This is a genomic window from Paraburkholderia sp., from assembly GCF_028283785.1.
Taxonomy (GTDB): Bacteria; Pseudomonadota; Gammaproteobacteria; order Burkholderiales; family Burkholderiaceae; genus Paraburkholderia.
In genome coordinates this window covers 24,667-47,567 of the sequence record NZ_JAPWKB010000006.1, presented here as the reverse complement: position 1 = coordinate 47,567, position 22,901 = coordinate 24,667, and the positions used below count along the sequence as shown (strand labels likewise).

The following is a 22,901-nucleotide window of genomic DNA, read 5'->3' as shown; positions in this document are numbered from 1 at the left end:
TCAACCGTAGGCGCGCATCGAGATTGCCGCCTGGATATGCGACATCACGCCCGACTGCGCAATCACGGACGTCCATTCGAGACCTCTCAGCTTGTCGGGATCGTTACCCGAGACCGTGCTTCTCGCAACTGCCGGCAAGTCGTCGAAAATCGTCTTGCCGGTGATGAACGACTGAATGCCCAGTTCTTCAGATGCATGCACGTTGGAAGGTGCGTCGTTGCAGATGATCTTCTTGCCCAAAGCCGCATATTCCAGCAGCTTGGTCGGCGTCTGAAAGCAATGCGGCCGGTGATAGGGGAAGTAGCAGACCGCATATTCCGAACGCCGGACGATTCTCAGTGCATCGATCTGCGGCACGCGTCCGACGAACTGAATGCCGGGCGTATTCTTGAATGCGTCATAGATCTCGCGCTCCGGATTGCCGACCAGCACCAATGTGTCAGTCGGCTTTTTGGCTGCGTCACGATAGGCCGCCAGTACTTTGTCGAAGCCGCGCTCGCGACTCATCTCGCCGATATAGCAAAACTTTCCGGATGGCGTCGCTTTCGTGTCGTCGTCGCGGATATTGAAGATCCAGTCGGGCACGCCCATAGGCAGCAATAGCGAAGGAATGCTGTCGCGAAAGCCCATTGCCTCGCGCATCCGTTCATTCTGGAAAATGCGTACGTTCGAGCGCGCATTGAGTACGCGCTTGATGCCATCCTTCACGAATGCCAGCTTGCCCAGCGAGAGCGAGCGGTAGTCGTGGATGACCAGACGCTCACCTGCATGCGACGGGTAGAAACCCATGATGCACCACAGTACGCACTCGCGTTTGTACTGGAAGTTCGCGTACACCGCGCTATCGCCGTCGAACACTTCGAAACCATGCGCGGTCAGAAAGCCCGAATAGGCGGATATCTCCGGGTAGTTTGCTTTACCCGGATGGAGAATGAACACTTTCATCGTCTTAACGACCTCGTTCTAGAACGCGAGCTGGAACACCGACCGCGACACCGCCTTCGGGAACATCGCTCAACAGAACAGCGCCGGCACCAATGCGCGCGCCATCACCAATATGGATATCGCCCAGCGCGACACTGTGCGCGCCGAACTCGACGCGATCACCGATCACGGGAACGCCGCTATTCGTGCCATCCGAGCGGATCGTATTTCCGATCGTCACGCCATGACGGAAGACGCAGTAGTCGCCGATCGTGCAAAAGCCGTTAATCACCAGACCCATGCCGTGATACACCGTGAGCCCCTTTCCAATGCGTGTCTTAACCGGTATTTCGATGCCCATGATCCATTCGCTAACGAAGATATAGAGCAGGATCACCGGCGCCCCAAGCAGCAAGGTCAAACGGCTTCGGCACGCAAGATAGTTCGCGATACGGTAGAAGATCACCACGCAACGCGGCTTGAGAAATGCATTGCAGCGATAATCTTCCGCAATCGCCCGTGCGGTTTCTTTCAACGTCACAGTCATCGTCTAGCTCTGTACCGCGAGAACCTTTCTCGCTGCTTTGGCGGGAATATCGCCCGCACCGAAGTAGTCGATGCCGTCCACCAGAAAACCGTGGATGTATTTCATCAAGCGATTACGGTCGAACTCTTTGTAGAAGCACCGGCCAAGCGAGACCACCTTCTTTCCGTAAAGCAGTGCTTCCAGGCCGACGGTCGAATTGATCGTCACCACCGAGTCCGCATACTTGATCAGTTCGACGGTGGGCGACGTCGCAATGTCGAAGTGGTAAACCTCGCGAAGCCGGACGATTTCCTCGATCACGCTCGTATCATTTTCGGCTGGATGAATTTTCACGATCAATTCGGAGCTCGCATTCGACGCATACTCGAACGCAATCTGGATCGCTTCAATATTTCCCACATCCGAATGCAGCTTGATCTGCGTATCGCCCGACACTTGCAATGGCAGAAAGACGAACTGCCGGTACGCGAGGTCATCCGCTGTCAGCGCCTTCGCCTCGCGAGGCACCGTCGCGCCATTGGTCGCCTTGACCGTATCGATCGCCTTGCGTCCAACACCGCGCGTCGAAAACTTCAATCCGTAGTTGATCGCCGAAACGAACTTGCGCTTGTACGAGGTTTGCGACTGCGGCAAGGGCCGCAACTTGTACTGCTCGTACTGACGCAACCATTTTTTATGGTCGTCTTCGCTCGGCATCGGCAAGCGGTCGATCAAGGCCGGCTCGCGGCTGATCGAAGACAACGCGTTCACACCCATGCTGTCGACGAACAGCTTGTCCGGCAAATTCGACAGTTCGACAAAACGGGTCGGCACGCCGAAGATCGCGCACACATGGCTGATCGTTCGGCAAATCAGTTGCTGGCCGTTCCACATCAGACAGCGCGACACCTTATGGCGCCGGAAGATGGCCGACACCATGCCGAATACCGCCGCCGAATCGAGCTTTGCACGCTCGACGCTAATCTGCCCGTTCAGGACTTCAATGGCCGAGTCGTAAGGTGTCGTGTCGGCGAGTCCGTCGAAAGCCGCCCGATACGGTGTGTTGCGATTCAGATAGATGGACTTATAGCCCATCGCTTTAAGGCCCAGATGTGCAACAGGCTCACTTGTCAGGAACAAGAACCTGAACTCCGATCGCACGGCTCTCACAAGCCGTTTGACAAAGTAATAGCGTTCCATCGAATCAATTACGATCACAATCATTGCAAGCGCTCCCTCAAGCAATCTAAGCCTTTCACGCGACCGCACGCAGGCGGATTGCGTTGACACTCATCACTCTGTACGTCAGCGTGACACCCAAAATCATCAAAGCCGCACCTGCAAGCGAAAACATCTGCACGCTCGACTGAACGCTGAGATTCATTGCTTTCGCGGCCGACAACACACCGATCAACACCACGCCGCACGTCAACTGGAAAGCGAAATCGATGCGCTGCTCGCGGGTTGCCAGGAAAATCTGCGACAACGGTACGTAAATCATCTGGAATGCAAAGAGCGGAATCAGGTCGTAGAAAAACGTGCTTGCACCATGCCAGCGACCGCCAAAGAAAATCTGAACGAGAGGCGCGAATAGCAATCCGCCGCATACCGCGTAGAACAGGCCGAGAATTGCCAGCGATTTCGCATACGCGACAAATACTTTAGGCAAAGCCGTATCCGCGTCGTCTCGCGCAATTGCACCAATCGCATCGCGACGAAATACACCGCCGAGGCTTTGACCGATCAGTGATACCGGAAAGAATCCGAGCCGGTAAGCGGCCGCGAAATACCCGGCACTTTCTGCGTCGAACCAGCGCGGAATGATGATCGCGAGCGAATACGTAAGAACCGATCCGCATAACGTCGAAGGCAAGATGTACTTTGCAAACCGTGCGTTCTCGAAGAAGAAGTGTCGCGACAGGTTGAACGGATAGTCATGTCGCCGTCCGTGCACGACCACCGCAACCAGCATTACCGCCGACACCGCACAATTCACGATCGTGTAGGTTTCGAATACATCGACCAGACCGATTGCATGATTCAGATTTGCGACCACGAGACTCACGAGAAACGATCCGTTCACCACGACGCGACTTGCCGCGATCCATCCATAGCGTCGAAGACTGTTCAGATACGAACCCGTTGCCTGCTGGATAAAGCACGCAAATGCATACGCTTCGACAGCGTAGAGATCGGCGTGGCCGCTCGCCGATGTCGCCACCACCGCTACGATCATCACCGCCGAACTCAGCGCCATCACATTCGCCAACGCGCTGAACGACTGGCGTGGACTGTCGGTCACGCACGCGAGTTCGAAACGAAACGCGAGCAAGGTTCCGGCGAACGTGCCCAGCGCGAGCAGATAGTTGAACTGCCCGAGCGCTTCCGGGCCTCGCAAACGGCCGATCAACGAGATGCAGAGAAACAGCGCAATCTGACCCGTCACCACACCAGCCATCGACACCACCGAATCCTTGACGCGAATCATCTCAAGCCTCGCTATCACTACGCTTCATGGTTGTCGCCGTATTCGTAGGCAACGTAGCGGTACCCGCCGTACTTCGAGCCGTAACCGTACTGACCCAGACGCGGATTCACGCCGTTGAACACCACACCATTCAAACGAATGCCGTTTTGCGTGAGTCGTTTGACGGACTCGCTGATCTCGCCGAGTTTGGTGATGCCCGCGAACGCGACGAGAAATGCCGTGCCGGCCAGCGTCGCGAGAATGCCGGTGTCGGTGACGGCCAGAACCGGCGACGAGTCGATGATCACGATGTCGTAGTCTCGCGATAGTTGCTCGATCAACATCGGTACGCGCGAATTGAGCAAAAGCTCCGAAGGATTCTTCGGGATCGCGCCTGTCGAGATAAAGTCCAACCCTTCGATCACGTCGCGATGGATCACGTCACGCAACTCCGACGTCCCCGCAATCAGTTCGGAGAAGCCGCCCGTCCGCGAAAAACCGAGGTACTCGTTCAAACGGCCCTTTCGAATGTCGCCGTCCAGCAGCAGCACGCGCTTGCCCGCCATCGCCAGCACGGCAGCAAGGTTGGCCGACACAAAGGTCTTGCCCACGCCCGGCGCCGGACCCGCGATGACCACCACGTTGTTCTTCGCTTCGAGCATCGCGAACTGCAATGCGGTACGCAAGCTGCGCAGACTTTCGACCGCAGGCTCACCCGGCGACGACACCGCAAGCAGCGACAGTGCGTGCTCCTTGCGCGCCGCTTTCTCCGCGAGTGCTTTTTGTTGCTCACTCAACGGTACAGTCGCGTAGACGCTCAGACCCAGACGGCGTTCGATGTCGGCGGGATCGGAAATGCCCTTGAACAGGATCGAACGTGCGATCACCGCACCGCAACCCACCAGCACACCCAATAGCAACGAGGCAAACACCACCAGCGGCTTCTTCGGACGAACCGGAATCTCCGGCACAGCCGCCGTATCGACGAGTCGCACATTGCCGACCTTGCCCGCACGCACGAGTTGCAATTGCTGCATGTTGTCGAGCAACGCGGTATAGAGATCGGTACTGACCTTGACGTCCAGCATCATTCTCACGGCATCCTGCTGAAGATCCGGCAAGCGATGAATCTGCGCCTCGGCCGACTCGCGATAGCTGCCAAGCGCTGCAATCTGCTGATCGATTGCGGCGATGCTCGGATGCTTGCCGGTGAAGTGCGTCAGCAACTCCTGGCGCTTCTCTTGCAATTCGAGCAAACGGGTCTTCGCATCGGCGGTTTGCGCGAGCGCGAGCTTGGCCTCTTCAGTCAGATCCACGGTTCCATGCTCGTCGCGCATCTTCGTCAGACGCGCCTCGGCATCGGTCAATTGATCTTTCAGCTTGGGCAACTGGCCATTGAGAAAATCGAGCGATTGCGCAGCCTCCGCCGATTTGCGTTCGATGTTCTGGCGGATGTACTGCGCACCGACTTCATTCAACGCAGCAGCGACCAGTTGCGGATCGGTATCGCGCAGGCTTGCCACCACGACGTCGGACTGCTTGATCTTCTCCTGAACGTTCAGATGGTCTTGCAGTGCTTCGATGGTTTGCAGACGCGAATTGCGTATCAGACGAAACACCGCGCCCGGGCGTGCGGAAATCGCCGCGACGCGCAACTCGATGAGCCCTTTTGCGCTATGGAAATGCTCGACGGTTCCGATCGTGCCTTCTACCGGCGTGTCGAAATCGCCGCCGCTCACGCTATAGCGATTGCCATTTAGCATCGTCAGCTTGAAAGCGTCGCCTTCGTAAGCGACCGGCACGTCGAACTGCGGCACATCGATCGTTTCGGTGCCCCACGTATAGCCGCCAAAGCCCAGAAAGCCGGGCGCCGACAGACCGTCGCTTCTCGCGGCGATCCAGTTTCCAATCAACGGGAACCGCTTCGGCTTCGCGTCGATAAACAGATTGAGCTGGTCCACCGCACGCGAAACGACCAGCCGCGACGCAAGAATCTGCGACTCCGCGGCAGCCGACGACTTCACGTCGAACAACGATGACACGTCACCGAGCAGGCTCTTCGCCGCGGACGTGTCAGGGCTGTCTTCGACCTGAACCATGATGTCCGCTTCGTACACTGGCTTAGCTAGAATTGCATAAGCGGTGCCGAGTAAGAGAAAGACGAAGACGATAGCGACGATCGTCCACCTGCTTTCCATCAGGATATCCAGAATGGCGACGAAATCGCCATCTCCCGCAGCTTCATCAGGCTGCTGCACGTTGGGGTTCTTTAGGTTCATGAATGCAATTCGGTTCCATGTTGTCGACACGACACTGAGTGCGGACCGGCTTAAACACGCCGTAACCGCTCAAGCCAGTCACCTACGCCAAGTTCGATGAGCCGCGCACAGCGCTCGAATACGAACCGCGGTTGACGATAAGGGTCGTGAATGTCGAAGTTCTTGTATTCACCAAGACGAAAAATCTTCCCGCGTGCGAACGGATACTGTTCTTCGAGAAGCGTTCGTTGAATCCGGTCCATCACCAGAATCAGGTCCGCTTCCACGCAGGCAGCCCGGCTCAGCTGGCGGCCACGATGCGCGTCGAGTTGCAAGCCGCGCGTGCGCATCACTTCCTGCGCGAACTGCATTGCGGGCACGCCCACCAGCGCATTAAAGCCAGCCGACGCCACCGACCGTCCCGGCAGCGCAACGGCAAGCAAGGCCGCCGCCATCGGACTACGACAGACGTTGCCTTCGCACACGACGAGAATGTTCCCGATCATTTGGTGACGATGGCTGCGGTCAGGCCTGCATTGATCGCGGGAAGCAACAGGCTAAGCACGCGGCTAAAGCGCACAAGACCATTGCCGTCTACATAGACGATGTCTTTAGGTTGGAGATCGAATTGATTGGCAAGCACCATGGCAACCGGCGAGCTTGCGTCTAGATGAAAAACTTCTGGAACCGAAGTCGTATTGCCGCGAATCACATAGAGTTGCGCGGCATCTGCGGTGGTGTTGCTGAGGCTGCCCGCTTGCGACAGTGCATCGCTCAGGGTCAGCTTGCCGCTGCGCATCGGTAGCGCTGTCACGGGCTTGTTCACCTCGCCCATTACGAACACACCGCTTTCGTCGCGCGCGGGAACGCGCAGCAAATCGCCGTCTTTAAGAATGATGCGCGACGGGCTCATGCCTTTCGCGGTCATCTCGGTGAGGTCGAGTTCCCGTTGAACGCCGCCGCGTACCAGTACGACGCGACTCTGGTCCGCGCTCGAATCGAAACCGCCCGCGCGACTGACCGCGTCGTACAAGGTCATCGGAATATCGTTGATCGGTTGCGATCCGGGCGTATGCACCTCGCCTTCGATAAACACCTGTTTGGCGCGAAACGACGCCATGCGAACCGTGACCTGCGGGTCCTGAAACGTTTTAGCCAGCACTTTCGTCAGTTGCGCCTGAATCTGCTGGGTTTGAAGCCCGGCGACATGCATGCGCCCCACGTACGGGAATTGCAACGTGCCGTCCTGATCGACGACGAAGCCTGCCGGTGCGTCGGCGGTACGGGTGCCCGTCATCGACTGCGCGCCGAGCGCCGCCGCCAGTTCCGGGTGATCCCACACGGTAACCTGCAGCACGTCGCCCGGTCCGACCGAATAGGCGCCGGGCGTCGCCGTCAGATCCGACCAGCTCGGTTGCGCGTCGCGTTCACTCTGGTTCAGTCGTGCGATCAGCGCAAGGTTGATATCCGTGATCGGTACTTGCAGCTGAACGTTGCTGTCGGGCGTTTTACCGCTCTCCAGCGGGATGGTTGCCGGTTGGTGCATCCGCATCCCCGGCGCGACGCCGCAGGCGCCTAGCGCCGCACAAAGCGGTGCAACGGCGATCAACCGCCGCAAACGACTCTTCCGGAAGGGCCGAAGAAAATCGGCCCGACTGTATTGTTCCAACGTATTCATTCAAAACCTCGTTATATGTTTTTGTTTGACCTGCTCACATCGCCTGCTCCGGCGTTCGCATTCCGCATGCGAACGCCGCTCGGCACCCGCGCTCAATACGCGCCGGAACCGCGAAAAACCACGCTCACTGTCTTCAGCAGAATGCTCATGTCGCGGCGCAGCGACCATTCCTTCACGTACGAGACGTCGAGCGACACGCGGGTCGCGTAGTCCGTATCGTTGCGGCCGCTCACCTGCCACAAGCCCGTCATGCCCGGTTTCGCCATCAGGTAGTAGCTGACGTTGTCGCCGTAGCGCTCCAGCTCTTGCTGCACGATCGGTCGCGGTCCGACCAGGCTCATCTCGCCCTTGACCACGTTGAAGAGTTGCGGCAACTCGTCGAGACTCGTGCGTCGCAAGATGCGTCCGATCGGCGTGATGCGAACGTCGTCCTTCAGCTTGAATTCGCGTTCCCACTCCGCACGTGCTTCGGGATCACTTTCGAGCAATGCCTTTAGCACCACGTCCGCATTCATCACCATCGAGCGGAACTTCAGGCACTTGAACTTCTCGCCGTTACGGCCGATGCGCGTGTGACCGAACATCGCCGGACCGCCATCGCGTTTGACGAGAACCGCGAGCGCGATCAGTACTGGCGAGAGCATCAGGATCAGACACGACGCAGCGAACAGGTCGAAACCACGCTTGACGACGTTGCGGGCCCAACCCGACGCCGTCATCGAGCGCGCGACCGAGCGTCCGTATTGATTGACCTGGTCGATCGTCGCGGCCTGAACCTGACGACCGGCCCGTTCGATCAGTTCGAAAATCGCCAGCGTGACCGCACGGAAAATCAGCAAACCGATCCCACTGGTAATGGTCCAGTAGACAAACCACAGACTCGACAGGATTTCGCCGCGCCGAAGTGCGTAAAGAAGCAACGTGCTGCCGCCCTGAACCACGATCCATGCAATCGCGGTTCGACCGATCTGATAAAACGGCGATCGCTTCCTCGCCGTTTCATAAATGCCGCAAGCAGGAAATACCGATAAAGCAAGCGCCGCCGCGAATGCGACAAGCGATCCGTCGAAAATATGCGAATGAACCTCGCCGGACGAATGAATTAAAAAGGGAATAAATGCACCGGACACAATCAATCCGATATCGACAATTCTTGGCAGTATCTTTTCCATTTAGGATTCCTCAGCCCGATACACACAAGACATTTCGCTCGATTGACCCAATCCAGCGGTTTGTAATGCGGGTCATCAACGAAACAAAACTAGATCTATCGACCAGCCCCGAACAGGCGTCGATGCTCAAGCTATTGACAGGGTGACTAGCAGTTGAATCGCGAAACTACGCGGGTCCAGCAGTCAGTATTGCTATGCGTTACGAGACGGAACGGCGCACACGCTTGACGACATCGCTACCCGGCGTACCGTTATCGGCGAGTCGGCCGCGTTCGAGATTGCGGTATTCGGTCGGCGACATCGACAGATGCTGACGGAACAGTTTTGCCAGACGATCGCCACTCCCCAAGCCGGTACGACGCGCAATCTTGTCCGCGGGAAGATCGGTATCGACCAGCATGTAGCACGCTTTCTCAAGCCGAACGCGCAATACGAATTCAGTCGGCGTCACGCCAATTTCCTGCTTGAAGCGACGCAGAAAATTGCGCTCGCTCATTGCCGCGGATTGCGCAGCGTCCGCAATCGAAATACGGTTCTCGCTACCGATGCGCAGTTGATGCGCTGCGGCACGAATCAGATCGCTGGCGCGCGCTTCACGCGAATCGAATACCGAACGCGCAAACTGATGCGACGATGTCGGCAGCAAATCTTCTGCGACTTCACGTGCCGTTTCATAGCCGCAATCGCGCTTGACCACTGACAAGGCACTCGCTAGCGCATCGTCTTCACCCGCCTCCGAGGACGACGCACGCGCAGCCGAACGCGAAAGCGCAATACCCGCAGGCATTTCGACACTCGAAACGTCTTTACGGGCCAGACCTGCCAGCTCAAGAATCTTGTGTCCACCGCCTACGCCCTGCACGACTTTGGTGTGCGGATGCGCATGGCGCAGCCACGCAAGCAAACGCTCATCGCGCTCTGCCGGCATTCCCGCGCCGCCGAGCACGAACAGTGCATGCACGTCCTTGGCGTAGTGCGCCTCGACCGCATCGGTCCAGATCAGCACACCTGACGACGAGCGCATAGCACCGCCTTTTGCAGACACCAACAACAGATCGTAGTACTCGCGGACGCCCGCATCCTGACGGTTCGCCCGATTCGCGAGATTGAAGATTTCAGCTAGACGCCCCATATGAATCAGCGAAAAGCCTTCGATAAGAAGAACGACGACTTGTCGTCGGCGGCGCGTCACCCCGATGCTTCCGCCCATGATTAAGTGAATTGCTTTCCTTGTTAAATCGGCTGCATATTCCATACCGCTGGCCCCCGGCGTTAATGCGAAATTGGCTTTTCTGCGGTGCATCATATTCGCCGGAATCTCATTCTTATTATTAGTCGTCCGATTTGACCATGCTATTGGCGGAATCGATCAAGGAAGCATGCCGCGCTAGCGCCGACGCGCTTGAGCGCGCGTGTCATGCGTTAGAAATGGCGGAATACGCCATACGTGGCGGAACAATTGACGGTTAGCAAACTGTAAGTCATTGGTTTAGTGGCCAATCACGCGCGTGCGATATAACCGATGACGAATTTATTTCCAAACGCTTTTTATTTCCAATTCCGTCGACGCGTATATAGCATTTATCAAGTCATTTGCAATCGCGGCGATAACACTTTGCGTGAACGCGCGGACGTGACGGCGCGCTGCCGGTCGATGCCAGGCGGCGAGCGAAGTGCGTAAGGGGCGGAAATGGGTGCGGTTAGAATAGTGGCGAAATGCGCGACAGGACCCGACTGAGTGCACGCGTGCGCGCAGTGCGTCCCGGCGCGACATCAACCACAGATAACGGAACTTCGTATGGACCGCCTACAGGCGATGGAAGTCTTCACGCGCGTCGTGGAGACGAACAGCTTCTCGAAAGCTGCCGAGCTGATGGATTTGCCGCGTGGCTCGGTGAGTAATCTCGTGCAGGCGCTGGAGTTGCATGTGGGCGTGCGGTTGCTCAATCGCACGACGCGCCAGGTGAGTGTGACGGAAGACGGTGCGCTTTACTATGAGCGTTGCGTGCAGATTCTCGGGGAGATCGCAGACGCCGATGCATCGTTATCGAACAAGTTGCAGAACCCGACGGGAACGATCCGGATCGATACGTCGGGCACTTTAGCGCGCGCACTTCTTCTGCCCGCGCTTGCGGACTTCTATCAGAAGTATCCGCACATACAGGTTCGCCTCGGTCTCGCGGATAGAAATATCGATCTGATTCAGGATGGCGTCGATTGCGTGATCCGGATGGGACCGGTTGAAGAATCGAGCATGGTGGCGCGCGCGATCGGCAATGCGCGGCTCACGACGTGCGCGTCGCCCGCGTATCTGGACACGCACGGCACGCCTGCCACGATAGACGATCTGCGCGAACACAATACGGTTAACTATGTATCGTCGCGCACGGGAAAGACGTTTCCGTTCGAGTTCATCGCGGATGGCGAGACGCAGCGACTCCCGCTGACCGGCGTGCTGTCAGTCAACGACGGTGCGACCTACATCACCGCAGGCGCACTCGGCCACGGCATCATCCAGCCGTCGCGTTTCATGGTGTCGGAATTGATCGAACGAGGCGAGCTTGTCGAGATATTGACGCAATACACGATTCCAACGACGTCGCTGTCGTTGATCTATCCGCATCGTCGCGGACTGAGTTCGCGCGTGCGTGCATTTTCGGAATGGTTTGCGGATCTTGCGCGGCAGCATCCGGATTTGCAGTAGCTGAAGTCGAGCGGCGGCGTCGCGCGTATCACGACGCCGCTTTATCGCGGTACTACGTTACTTCTCCGCAATCCCCCCAGCCAACGCATCAAACGCCCCAACCCAATTCGCGCGCCACTCCGCTTTAGTCGCATCATCGACCCACGCACCCTCGACACCGTTCAGCATGAACTGTCGCAAGTCGTCCACGCCGAACCCGAAGTGATCGAACATCAGCGCCCACGCCTCGCTCGGATTCACTTTGTGCAGCGTCGGATCGTCGGTATTCGGATGAATGCGCAAGCCCAGCGACGGCATCCGTCGCATCGGATGAAGCTCGGCCCATTGTTCCGGCGGCAGTGTGCGCAAGTAATACGAGTTAGTCGGCACGACGGTAAAGACAATGCCGCGTTCCGCATAGCGCGCTGCGAGTTCCGGGTTGTCGACGATCGTATAACCGTGATCCACGCGATCCACCTGTAGCAGGTCCACAGCGGTCTCGACGTTGCGCCACGGCATACCGAACTCACCCGCATGCGCGGTCGTCCGGAAGCCGGCATTGCGGGCGTTACGATAGGCCTTCCAGAACAACTCGGGCGGACGATCGTTCTCGCGGTAATCGATGCCGATACCCGCGACTTCGTCCGCGCGATGAGCCTTCATCCACTCCACCATTTCAACCGCCTCGTCCGGGTCGGCTTCGCGGTCGATACTCGGAATCAGTCGTGCGCTAATCCCGAAGTCATGCGACGCATCGCGAATCGCCGCGACGATCGCCGCTTGCGCATCCGGATAGGCGATCTTCGATACGCGCACCGTGCCGGTCGGATTCCAGAAGAACTCGCTATGCCGCACGTTATGCGCGGCCGCGTCTTCGAGATATTCGTACGTGAGCCGATGCAGATCGGCGGCATCGGTGAGCAGGTATTGGTCGAGTGCGCGCAGAATCCGCAATACGCCAACCGGCTTTTCGCCGCGCGTGTAGAACGCCTCGATTTCGTCGCGTTCGATCGGCGCGCGCGTGCGCTCGGCAAGCGCGATAAAGGTCTCGCGACGCACGGCGCCAAGCAGATGGCAATGCAGTTCCACCTTCGGAATGCCTTGGAAAAAGGCGCGATGTGCGGGCGTAATCACTACGCCCGTGCGCGATGCGGGAACGTTGCCGGGTGTCTCGTTCATGTCAGTCTCGTTATGGGCAGTGCCAAAGCAGATGCAGGGAATACAGTTCGAATGCGCACGCTCAGTGCGGTTTCACCACGGTCCAGAAGTAGTAGCCAAGCGGAATCGCCAGCACGATCAAACCCCACGGCACTTCGCGAATCCGGCCGGCCAGCAGTTTGACCAGCACGTAACACAGCAGACCACCCGCGATACCGGTGCCGAAACTGTTCGACATCAGCGTCAGCAATACCATCGACAACACCGGCAGTGAATCGGTGAAATCGTCGAAATGCGTGTGACGGATCGTGCTGAACATCGACAGTCCGATCAGGATCAACGCGGGCGCAGTCGCTTCTTTCGGAATGGCCAACGCAACCGGCACGAACAGCAGCATCAGTGCGAACATCGCCGCCGCCGCGAGCGACGACAGGCCGCTGCGGCCGCCTGCTTCCACGCCCGCAGCCGACTCGACCAGCGCGGTCAGTGCCGGAATACCGAACACCGGCCCGAGCGTCGCTGCGATCGAATCGACCAGGAACGGCCGGTTGATATTCGGCAGATTCGCGTTTTCGTCGAGCAGATTCGCTTTGGCGCCGACCGCGAGCGTCGTACCGAGGGTCGAGAAGAATTCGGCGGCGAAAAACACGAACAGATACGGCACGGCCGCGACGGTCAGCGCGCTGCCGATATCGAGTTTGAATGCGATCGGTGCGATGCTATGCGGCCACGTCATGAACGAAGCGGGCAGATGCGTAACGCCCAGCGGCACGCCTGCGCCCGCTGCGATCAGGATCGCCCACAGGATCGCGCCCGGCACTTTTCGCCCTTGCAACGCGACGGCGGCGCCCAGTCCGATCAGCGCGACCAGCGTGCCCGGTCGTGAGAAATCGCCCAGCGCAAGCGCGTTGGTCTTTGCATTGGCGATGACCATGCCCGCATTGCGAAAACCCAGTACCGCGATAAACAGGCCGATCGACGCGCCGAGTCCGAGCTTGATCTGTGCGGGGATCAACTGTACGACGAGACTGCGCGCGCCGATCAGCGTGAGAATCAGGAACAGCACGCCGGAGATAAAGGCAATGCCGAGTCCGGTCTGCCACGCGACGTGTTCGGTAGCGGCCAGCGTCACGCCGAGAATCACCGAACCGCCGATTCCCGGTCCGACGATAAACGGCAGGTTTGCATACAAGCCCATCAACACCGTGCTCAATACGAACACGACGATGGTTGCGGTGGTCGCTGCGCCGCGATCCATGCCGCCCGTCGCGAGCAACGACGGAATCACGACCAGCAGATACGCTGCGGCCAGAAACGACGTGATACCCGCGAGCGCTTCGATGCGCACCGTGGTTTTGCGTGCGCTCAACGCGAAGCGCCGTTCGAGCCAGCCACCGTTCGCCTGAGCGAGAGCGGGTTCTGAAGATGACATCGCGCTTCCCTTGTCCATGCTTGCCATGATTTATTTAATCCCTGTATCCGGTGTGCCGCACCGCTTTATACTGCGGCGCATTGCGTCCAATTCCACTCGCCACGCACCATGTCGACCGATCGATCGTCCCTGTTGCCCGCGCTCACCTTGCGGCAAGTCCAGTACTTCGTCGTGCTCGCCCATGCGCGCAGCTTCACGCAGGCCGCACAGTCGCTGTCGCTGACGCAACCGGCGCTGACGGCGTCGATCCGGCAGATCGAGTTTCTGCTGGGCGGCCCGCTGTTCGCGCGCTCCGCGCATCGGTTGACGCTGACGGCTGCGGGCGCCAGCATCCTGCCGCTCGCCGAGCGTCTGCTGAACCAGGCACGCGGCACGTTCGACGACATGACCCGCACCTTCAGCGAGCGCGTGCAAACCGTGCGTATCTCGTTCATCCCGTCCGCCGCGGGACGCCTGCTGCCCGCGCTCAGCACGTTGCGCGAGCGGCATCCCGCGTTGCGCTTCACGCTGACCGATCTGCCGAACAGCGCGTTGATCGATGCGGTACGCGAAGGCGTCGCGGATCTCGGCGTCGGCGTGCATGAACCGGACGAGAACGACGGACTGCTGCGCTACGACGCGCTGTTCGAAGACGAAATCGTCGTCGTATTGCGGCGCGACGATCCGCTCGCGACACGCAAGTCCGTGCCGTGGGCGAAGCTCGTCGGACGCGAACTCGGTGTGTTCGTGCGCGGCAGTGTCAGCGACACCTTGCAGCGCACCGGTGGCGCGGAGAACCTGCGGCTCAACGTGACCTACCGGATGGAATACACCGAACCGCTCTACGCGCTCGCGCGTAACGGACTCGCCATCGCCGTGCTGCCGAGTCTCTACACGATGCATCTGCACGACCCGGAACTGATCGCGCTACGTCTGGAGAAGCCGCGCGTCACGCGCTCGGTCGCGCTGATTTCGCTCGCCGGCGACGATCGCGGCCCGCACGTGCGAACCTGTCGAGACTGGATTACGACCCATATCTGAACAATCCGACGCGCGAGCCGCTTAAAGCGACGCTTTAAATCACGCTTAAGGCAGCGTCGAAATACTCGCGTGAAGTGCGGCGTAAAACGCGTCCGCATCCACTTCGGTGATCCACGTCGCATTCGGCGCGCGTCCGCTGCGGCCGTTCCAGTCCACCACGGTTTCGCCGAGCGTCCATTGTCCCGTCGTCTCGACGACGACATTCACCAGACGCCCCTTGAACATCGACGGATCGACCAGATAACCCGCTGCCGACGGGTCGTACATCGGCGCGTCCTCGACACCGCGACGGCCTTTGTTATAGGCCACTTCCGCAGCCATGATGTCGGCGACGACCGCGCCGCACCGGTTGCCGATCGCGCGGAAAGGCTCGATGCGCGCGGGCGTGATCGGTGCTTTCACCGCGACGTCGCGCGGCAACACGACGATCGGCACGCCGCTCGAAAACACGATCTGCGCAGCTTGCGGATCGACGTAGATATTGAATTCCGCAGCGGGCGTGATATTGCCGCGCTCGAAAAACGCGCCGCCCATCATCACGATTTCGCGCAAACGGTCGCGAATCTGCGGCGCTTCGGTCAACGCAGTCGCGAGGTTGGTCAACGGGCCGAGTGCGCAGATCGTCACACTCTTCGGCGCTGCCGCGCTGAGCGTGTCGATCAGATACGCGACTGCATGCTGAGGCGCGACAGGTGCGAGCGGATCGTGCAATTGCACGCCTTCGAGGCCTGTATTGCCGTGCACGTTCGCGGCGGTAATCAGTTCGCGCATCAACGGACGCGGACAGCCTGCATAGACCGGCAGCGTTTTGGTGCGACCCGCCCAGTCACGAATGATCCGGGCGTTGCGTTCGGTCAGGCTGAGCGGCACGTTGCCCGCCACGGCGGTAATCGCGCGCACGTCGAGCCGGTCTTTCGCGCCGAGCGCGAACAGAATGGCGATGGCGTCGTCCTGACCCGGATCGCAATCGATGATGACGGTACGGCGTTCGTTCATCGCAAAGCTCCTGAGTGGAAACAGCGTGCCGGTGGCAAGCGCCGCCGAGGTCTTGAGAAACGTGCGGCGCGTCTGAGTGCTGTTCTTGTTCATATTAGAAGAGGTGGCGCATGCCAAGCGTGGCGATCATCTGACGATTGCTCGTCGAACGGCTGTACGCAAAGATCTGCGCGTGGTCGGCATCGCCGGCGGCCTGCTGGACGATCACCGTCAGCGCGACGTCGGTGCGTTTCGACAGGAAGTAGTCGGCCTGCAAGTTGACCTGATGCCACTTCGGGTCTTTGTTGATCACGTCGTACTTGCCGCTGGTGTAGCCGTATGCGGCACCGAGCAGGAACGACGGCGTCACCGTATAGACGACGTTGATGCCGTAGTTCTGCAAGTGCAGATGCGAATTGTCGAGGTAGTCGTAGTGGACGTCGGTAAACAGCGCAGCGAATTGTGCGTGTCCGACCGTATAGAAACCGCCCGTGCCGGCAATGCGCTGCTTCTTCGCATAAGCGGCTGCGCTGGTCGCGCTCTTGTCGAAAATCAGCAGCGACGAAGCGTAGTCGTTCGAGATCGCGCCGTCCTGATTGGTGCTGCTATACGGGTGGTTGTATTGCGCATACACCGCGCTCCAGCGCAATGGGCCGTGTTCGTAACCCACGCCGAAGCTATACGCGTTGTTGTCGTTGAAACCGGTCGCGTTGCTGAAGCCGTATTGCGCGGTTGCCTTGAGGCCGCGGTAATCGGGGCTCACGTACTTGACCGAGTTCTGCACCCGGATGTCGTTATAGCCGTTGTCGTTGTCGCCGATATTCACGCCGTTGCTGGCGATAATCACCGGGCCGAGATAGTCGTGAATCGCGTCGTACTGACGACCCATCGTCAACGTGCCGTAATGCTTGTCCGACAAACCGACATACGCCTGACGCCCGAATTCGCGGCCGTTTTGCGACGCGGTGCCGGTCATCACGTTGAAGCCATTTTCCAGCTGGAAAATGGCGCTCAGGCCACCGCCGAGATCTTCCTTGCCCTTCAAACCCCAACGCGGATTCTGGTTGGTTCCCGACAGCGCCTGCCATGCATTCTTGCCGCTCTGATTGGTCGCGTAGCCGACACCGGCGGAGATCAGGCCGTACAGCGTGACGCTGCTTTGCGCGGATGCGTGGGTCGCGAATGCGCCGAGCAGCGCAAGGGGGATAAGCTTGTGGAAGGTTTTCATTCGGGTCGTGGTCGAAGGTTATCGGACGCTTTGTTCTTCTGCGAGATGACCGTGACTATACGAACCCGTGACAAATAAAAAAAGTTTGGTATTTTTATGGAAGTATAAATTTTATCTATTCAAGCGGACGCACTCCGGCACGCCCGCGCGAATCGCCGCGCGACACGCAACCGGCGCGCGTGCCGCACCCGCAGCACCCGCAGCACCGATCCGCTCACCCAGCGGTCGCCGCGTTTGCCAGCAACTCGCTGAAGCGCGCGAGATCGACGTTGCCGCCGCTGATCATCACGCCGATCCGCTTGCCCTGGAGTTGCGCTTTCATCTGGCGCGCGGCCGCGAACGCGAGGCAACCGGTCGGTTCGACCAGCAGTTTCATCCGCGACGCAAAAAAGCCCATGCAATCGACCAGTTCCGCGTCGCTGGCGGTCAGCACATCGTCGACGTCACGACGGATGACCGGAAACGTGTAATGGCCGAGATGCTGTGTCTGCGCGCCGTCAGCGATCGTTTTAGGCGTGTCGATATGCACGATGGCTCCCGTGCGGAACGATTGCTGGCCGTCGTTGCCCGCTTCCGGCTCGACGCCGTACAAGCGGCAATCCGGCGACAGCGCGCGCGTGGACAACGCCGAGCCGGACAGCAAACCGCCCCCGCCCAGTTGCACGAAGAACGCATCCAGCGGCCCGACTTCGTCGAACAGTTCTTTCGCGGCCGTGCCCTGCCCGGCGATCACATCGGGATGGTCGTAAGGCGGGATCAGGGTCAAGCCGTGCTTGTCGGCGAGATCGCGTCCGATCTGCTCGCGATCGTCCTTATAACGGTCGTAGATCACCACGTTCGCGCCATAACCGCACGTCGCTGCGACCTTCGCCGCCGGTGCGTCGTGCGGCATCACGATGGTTGCGGGCATCTCCAGCAGCTTTGCCGACAGCGCAATGGCCTGCGCGTGATTGCCGGACGAGAACGCCACCACGCCGGCCCGTCGCTGCGCCGCATCGAACTTCGACAATGCGTTGAACGCGCCGCGAAACTTGAATGCGCCGATCCGTTGCAGGTTCTCGCATTTGAAGAAAACCTCGGCGCCGAAGGCCTCGTTGACGGTTCGCGACGTCATCACGGGCGTGCGATGCGCGTGTCCTTCGATACGCGCCGCAGCGGCGACGACGTCGTCGAAAGTGGGAAGTGTCAGTGTATTCATTGGACGATTGACCCCAGTATGAGTGCGTTTTAAGACATTTTGTATATATCGAGACAAAATGTCAAATCAGCGGAAATAGACGGCGAACGAGTCGATCCGGCTTACTTCGTGTCGTTGTAGACGGTGGCGCGGGACACGCCCAGATGCTGCGCGATGACTTCCATCGATCGACGCACTTCCAGATAACCGGCGTCTTTCAGGCTTTGCATCAGCGCGCGGCGCTGCTCGGTTTTGAGTGCTTGCGGCGTCGTGGCGAGGCCGGTCGCATAACGGTCGATGCGCTCGCGGATCGCTTCCGCGTGGGTCGGGTCGAGCGTCTCCTTCATCGCCGGGCCGCCGGCCGTGCAGAACTGGTCGAGCATATTCTGGATGCCGCGAAACAGCGTTACATCCACGTTCAGGCACAGCGCCGCGACGTAGTTGCCCGCCGAATCCTTGATGCCGACCGACGTGCTTTTCGCGCGCCGTCCATCGGGAAACTGGTTCGCGTAGTTGGCGAGCACTTGCGGATAGGCGTTGTCCGCGATGCGCGCAAGGCCGAGTTCCGTCGTCGGATCGCCGACCGCTCGTCCGGACAGGCTGTTGTGAATCTCGAGAATCGCGTGCGTCGGCGTGCGCAGGTCGTGCACCACGACCTCGCAGAAGGGCGCGAAGGTTTCGCCGAGGCCTTGTGCGATCTGCCGGACCTGATCGATCAGGTTTTCGTGTTCCGGGTTCGGCTTCAATGACTTTTTCCGCATGCTAGACATTTTATCCAAGTTTGCGATCATTGTATAACCGGTTGGGCGGAGTGACGATCCACGGTGCTCGTTCGTTTCGGGCGATTTGGTGGACTGTTCGGGCCTGTCTCCAATCTGGCGATCTTTCGTAACGATTTCCCCATTTTTCCCGGGAAGAATTGAGCCCCATCGAGCATTTCGAAAAGTGTTTGCTTTTTGGAAAGACTTTCCAATATCATGACTCGAACGTCGAATGACTCAAGTCGGGAATCATCATGAGCGCTGTAGCTGATCGCATCCTCCGTGTACTGGAAGAACTCGCCAGTGCGCCAGAAGGCAAAACGCTTTCCGAACTTTCCGCCAAGCTCGAAATGCCGGTCAGCGCGACGCATCGCCTTCTTGCGGATCTGGTCGAGCAGGGTTACGTGCGCAAAGACGAGCGGCGCGGCGAATTTTCGCTGACGATGAAACTTCCATCGCTGGGACTGCGATTTCTCAGCGCAGGCGGGGTCGTCGACGTCGCCCAACCCATTCTGGAACGACTTGCGACTACCTCGGGGGAATTGGTCCGGCTTGCAATCGTCGACGGCGAGCAACTGATCTATGTCGCCAAGGCGCAAGGCGCGCGACAAGGTATCCGCTACGACCCTGAGATGGGCCGGGCGGTAACGCTTTCATGCAGCGCAGCGGGAATGATCTGGCTCGCTGGCAAGAGCGAAGAAGATGCGATCCGGCTTGTGTCGAAACAGGGCTTTGGCATGCCATCAGACTTTGGTCCGCTTGCTCCGACCACGTTCAAAGCGCTACTTCCTATGATCGAGCTTGCGTGCAAGAACGGGTACGCAACGACGCAAGATATGTTTCTACCGGCCATGAGTTCTATGGCTTCGCCTGTGCATATGAGCAATGGCGACGTGCGCGCAATCCTCATCATCGCAGGACCGATGTCACGGTTGACAGAAGAAAGAATGAAAGAGCTTGCTCCGGCGCTCATGGCGACGGCGACTGAATTGTCCGATGCAAGCGGTGTGTCACCCATGCTTAAGCAAGCGCTGCAAGGCACCCACCGCACAGCACGCGCTGAGCGCTAGGGCGAAGCGTCCAATGCGGGATGTTATCCGTTCGTGACCTGATGTAGTGACATGGCGAATTGAAATTTCGCCCATGCTTCACACCATATAGTTAGTAATAGAAATCAAAATAAGCGATTGACGCAAGAGCGGCACAGACTCTTTTTAGACAGCAGGAGACACGCATGAACCATGTTTCAGAGCAACCTTCGTCACAGTCGATGGCGAACCGGGCAGTAAGCGCTGCCACGCTTGGCACTGCGCTTGAATGGTTTGACTTCACGCTTTACGGATCAGTCGCAGCCACTGTGTTACCAAAGTTGTTCTTCCCGGCGATGGATTCGAGTTCCGCCATGCTTGCCTCGTTGGCCACATTCAGCGTCGGACTGGCCGCGCGTCCACTCGGTGCGATCATCTGCGGATACTTCGGCGACAAGATTGGACGCCGCAATCTCATGCTCGGCACGGTGTCGGTGATGGGTCTGACGTCGGTGCTGATGGGTTTGATGCCGACGTATGCGCAGATTGGTGTTTATGCGCCTCTGCTGCTGGTTATTCTCCGTATCATTCAGGGCTTCGCACTTGGCGGCGAATCGACGGGTGGCCAACTGATGGCACTAGAGCATGCTCCAGCAGACCGCCGAGGCAAATACTCCGGGCTGATCGGCATGTGCGCGCCGCTAAGCCAGATAGTGGCTAACGCGGTGCTTCTGCTACTGTCTTCAACGATGAGCGCGAGCGCTTTCATCAGCTATGGCTGGCGAATTCCGTTTGTGCTGAGCTTCGTGCTGGTGTTCGTCGGCATATACATCCGGCTGCGCGTGGCCGAGACGCCGGCCTTCGTCAAGATGCAGCAGTCCGCTGTTGCCAAGGTTGGAAGCCCCTTAAGGGATGCGTTCCGTCTTCACTACAAGACGATCATTCGCATGATGCTGTTCTTCTGCGGACCGACCGCCCTTTTCTATCTTGCAGTCGTGTTCACGTTGAGCTATCTGACCAATACGCTCGGCGTGCCGAAGCAGACTGGCTTCATGTTGCTGATGATCGCCAATGCGTGTGCCATCGCAGGTTCGATCTTCGGTGGTCTGCTGAGTGACCGGATTGGCCGTAAGCGCGCATTGCTGTTCGCGTCCGCCGCGACCTTTGTGATCATGCTGTTCTATTTTCAGATCCTGGCGACTCGAAGCTTCGTACCGATGGCGATAGCCATGGGGCTTTTCATGGCATTCACGCAGGTCCAGACGGGGATTCAACCGGTAGCGTTCGCTGAGGCGTTCCCAACCAATGTTCGCTATTCCGGTTCGGCCCTTGCATTCACCGGCGCAAGCCTGTTTGCTGGCGGGCCGATTCCGGTGGTCGCTGCGTGGTTGTTGCACCTTGCCAACGGCTCCCCGTGGCCACTCGTCGCACTGGTCGGCGCGCTAAACATTCTGTCGTTCTGCATGATTGCCATCGGACCGGAGACCGCCGGCATCGACATGAACCGCCTCGACTCGGCGGCCGAGATCACCGGTGAGCATCACCCTGTCTCCGGGCAGGCGACTTACTGACCTCGCGCCGTGCCTTCGCATTGCACTGGAAGAAGCACGGCCTCAAAGCACTCGACAGTAGATGGAGCGAACACGCATGAACAACGAAAATACGGGCCTACTCGCGATCTGGAGCACGATCGCTGCCGAATCGGAAACCGACTACATGCATTGGCTCACCCGGGAGCACATTTTTGAACGTGTCGGCGTACCGGGTTTTCGGTCAGGGCGAGTCTTCAAGCGACGCAACAGTCGCCCCTCTGAGTACATGATTCTGTACGAACTCGACAGCGCGGACGTGATGGCGAGTTCTGGCTATCTGGAGCGGTTGAATAACCCGACAGCATGGACACGCCGGATCATGCCGACGCTCGAGCAGTTTCGCCGAGGCGGCGGAACCATCCTCGCCCAAGGTGCGAACCCGGACGGACACGGCGGTCACCTCGCCATCGCACGATTTGAAGACGCATTACCGGAATGCCTGACGGCCCTGCAAGGGCAGGCGATCGTCGATGCGCTCGCGAAAGAAGACTGGGTTGTGAACGCGCAGATCATGGCGGTGAAAAACGACGCGACAGCGATTGCCACGCAGGAAAAGTCGATGCGGAGAAGTTCGGAAGGTGAATTCGCAGGACTGCTTCTCGTGGAATCGCTCGATAATCGCGCGCTCGACCGGGCGATCGCGCAGGCAAGCAAGGCGACCGGCGCCAGTCCCGATCTGTTCGATTCATACGACCTCGTCTTCGTCTGCCAATCCAGCTAGGCGACAGCATCCGGGCGTCTGATGCGTTACCTGCCGTATGGCCGCCAACATCCAACGGCAGGCCCCCACCGCTCTTGTCGCCTTTTGTAAAGCGACCGATG

The 22,901-nt window shown here is 59.0% G+C and carries 20 protein-coding genes; 5 read left to right on the top strand and 15 right to left on the bottom strand.

Features of this window, described 5'->3' with window-relative positions:
• From PW947_RS08035 to PW947_RS07995, 9 genes are all read right to left on the bottom strand, one after another.
• On the bottom strand, nucleotides 1-945 hold the full coding sequence (locus tag PW947_RS08035; RefSeq protein ID WP_299630694.1) for a glycosyltransferase: 945 nt from the start codon (nucleotides 943-945) through the stop codon (nucleotides 1-3).
• A 4-nt stretch (nucleotides 946-949) separates the two neighbouring features.
• Nucleotides 950-1,471, bottom strand: coding sequence for a serine acetyltransferase (locus PW947_RS08030; RefSeq protein ID WP_299630693.1), 522 nt, complete (start codon nucleotides 1,469-1,471; stop codon nucleotides 950-952).
• 3 nt (nucleotides 1,472-1,474) lie between these two features.
• Nucleotides 1,475-2,674: a capsular biosynthesis protein gene (locus PW947_RS08025; protein ID WP_299630919.1), complete on the bottom strand. Its 1,200-nt coding sequence runs from the start codon at nucleotides 2,672-2,674 to the stop codon at nucleotides 1,475-1,477.
• A gap of 31 nt (nucleotides 2,675-2,705) precedes the next feature.
• On the bottom strand, nucleotides 2,706-3,938 hold the full coding sequence (locus tag PW947_RS08020) for an oligosaccharide flippase family protein (protein ID WP_299630692.1): 1,233 nt from the start codon (nucleotides 3,936-3,938) through the stop codon (nucleotides 2,706-2,708).
• 17 nt (nucleotides 3,939-3,955) lie between these two features.
• Entirely contained in the window at nucleotides 3,956-6,196 is a 2,241-nt protein-coding gene (locus tag PW947_RS08015; RefSeq protein WP_299630690.1) for a polysaccharide biosynthesis tyrosine autokinase, read from the bottom strand.
• Between the two features lie 50 nt (nucleotides 6,197-6,246).
• Nucleotides 6,247-6,681, bottom strand: coding sequence for a low molecular weight protein-tyrosine-phosphatase (locus PW947_RS08010; RefSeq protein WP_299630688.1), 435 nt, complete (start codon nucleotides 6,679-6,681; stop codon nucleotides 6,247-6,249).
• On the bottom strand, nucleotides 6,678-7,853 hold the full coding sequence (locus PW947_RS08005) for a polysaccharide biosynthesis/export family protein (RefSeq protein WP_299630686.1): 1,176 nt from the start codon (nucleotides 7,851-7,853) through the stop codon (nucleotides 6,678-6,680). The genes PW947_RS08010 and PW947_RS08005 overlap by 4 nt, the downstream gene beginning before the upstream one ends.
• Before the next feature lie 92 nt (nucleotides 7,854-7,945).
• Nucleotides 7,946-9,025, bottom strand: a complete 1,080-nt coding sequence (locus PW947_RS08000; protein ID WP_299630685.1) for a sugar transferase — start codon at nucleotides 9,023-9,025, stop codon at nucleotides 7,946-7,948.
• Between the two features lie 199 nt (nucleotides 9,026-9,224).
• Nucleotides 9,225-10,235, bottom strand: a complete 1,011-nt coding sequence (locus PW947_RS07995) for a helix-turn-helix domain-containing protein (protein WP_299630683.1) — start codon at nucleotides 10,233-10,235, stop codon at nucleotides 9,225-9,227.
• 588 nt (nucleotides 10,236-10,823) lie between these two features.
• On the opposite strand from PW947_RS07995, the gene PW947_RS07990 reads away from it, so the two are divergent.
• Nucleotides 10,824-11,729, top strand: coding sequence for a LysR family transcriptional regulator (locus PW947_RS07990; RefSeq protein WP_299630681.1), 906 nt, complete (start codon nucleotides 10,824-10,826; stop codon nucleotides 11,727-11,729).
• A gap of 57 nt (nucleotides 11,730-11,786) precedes the next feature.
• Here the strand turns inward: PW947_RS07990 and add are convergent, their stop codons facing one another.
• Both add and PW947_RS07980 read right to left on the bottom strand, forming a co-directional pair.
• A complete protein-coding gene (gene add, locus PW947_RS07985; protein ID WP_299630680.1) occupies nucleotides 11,787-12,887 on the bottom strand; it encodes an adenosine deaminase in 1,101 nt (366 codons plus the stop codon).
• 61 nt (nucleotides 12,888-12,948) lie between these two features.
• Nucleotides 12,949-14,298 (bottom strand): NCS2 family permease, encoded by a 1,350-nt coding sequence (locus tag PW947_RS07980; protein WP_299630679.1) that lies wholly within the window; start codon nucleotides 14,296-14,298, stop codon nucleotides 12,949-12,951.
• A 108-nt stretch (nucleotides 14,299-14,406) separates the two neighbouring features.
• Between PW947_RS07980 and PW947_RS07975 the strand changes: the two genes are divergently transcribed.
• Nucleotides 14,407-15,318 carry a LysR family transcriptional regulator gene (locus PW947_RS07975; RefSeq protein WP_299630677.1) on the top strand — a complete coding sequence of 304 codons (912 nt, stop codon included), beginning with the start codon at nucleotides 14,407-14,409 and terminating at the stop codon, nucleotides 15,316-15,318.
• Between the two features lie 45 nt (nucleotides 15,319-15,363).
• Here the strand turns inward: PW947_RS07975 and PW947_RS07970 are convergent, their stop codons facing one another.
• The 4 genes from PW947_RS07970 to PW947_RS07955 form a co-directional block, all read right to left on the bottom strand.
• Nucleotides 15,364-16,407 carry a nucleoside hydrolase gene (locus PW947_RS07970; RefSeq protein WP_299630676.1) on the bottom strand — a complete coding sequence of 348 codons (1,044 nt, stop codon included), beginning with the start codon at nucleotides 16,405-16,407 and terminating at the stop codon, nucleotides 15,364-15,366.
• Between the two features lies 1 nt (nucleotide 16,408).
• On the bottom strand, nucleotides 16,409-17,521 hold the full coding sequence (locus PW947_RS07965; protein ID WP_299630675.1) for a porin: 1,113 nt from the start codon (nucleotides 17,519-17,521) through the stop codon (nucleotides 16,409-16,411).
• A gap of 214 nt (nucleotides 17,522-17,735) precedes the next feature.
• Nucleotides 17,736-18,719 carry a threo-3-hydroxy-L-aspartate ammonia-lyase gene (locus PW947_RS07960; protein ID WP_299630674.1) on the bottom strand — a complete coding sequence of 328 codons (984 nt, stop codon included), beginning with the start codon at nucleotides 18,717-18,719 and terminating at the stop codon, nucleotides 17,736-17,738.
• A 101-nt stretch (nucleotides 18,720-18,820) separates the two neighbouring features.
• Nucleotides 18,821-19,468: a helix-turn-helix transcriptional regulator gene (locus PW947_RS07955; protein ID WP_299630917.1), complete on the bottom strand. Its 648-nt coding sequence runs from the start codon at nucleotides 19,466-19,468 to the stop codon at nucleotides 18,821-18,823.
• Nucleotides 19,469-19,713: 245 nt separating this feature from the next.
• On the opposite strand from PW947_RS07955, the gene PW947_RS07950 reads away from it, so the two are divergent.
• From PW947_RS07950 to PW947_RS07940, 3 genes are all read left to right on the top strand, one after another.
• Complete coding sequence (locus tag PW947_RS07950; RefSeq protein WP_299630673.1) at nucleotides 19,714-20,529, top strand: IclR family transcriptional regulator; 816 nt, start codon at nucleotides 19,714-19,716, stop codon at nucleotides 20,527-20,529.
• 164 nt (nucleotides 20,530-20,693) lie between these two features.
• The gene (locus PW947_RS07945) at nucleotides 20,694-22,058 is read left to right on the top strand and encodes an MFS transporter (protein WP_299630672.1); all 1,365 of its coding nucleotides are present in this window, start codon (nucleotides 20,694-20,696) and stop codon (nucleotides 22,056-22,058) included.
• 76 nt (nucleotides 22,059-22,134) lie between these two features.
• Nucleotides 22,135-22,800: a hypothetical protein gene (locus tag PW947_RS07940; RefSeq protein ID WP_299630671.1), complete on the top strand. Its 666-nt coding sequence runs from the start codon at nucleotides 22,135-22,137 to the stop codon at nucleotides 22,798-22,800.
• Nucleotides 22,801-22,901: the final 101 nt, after the last annotated feature.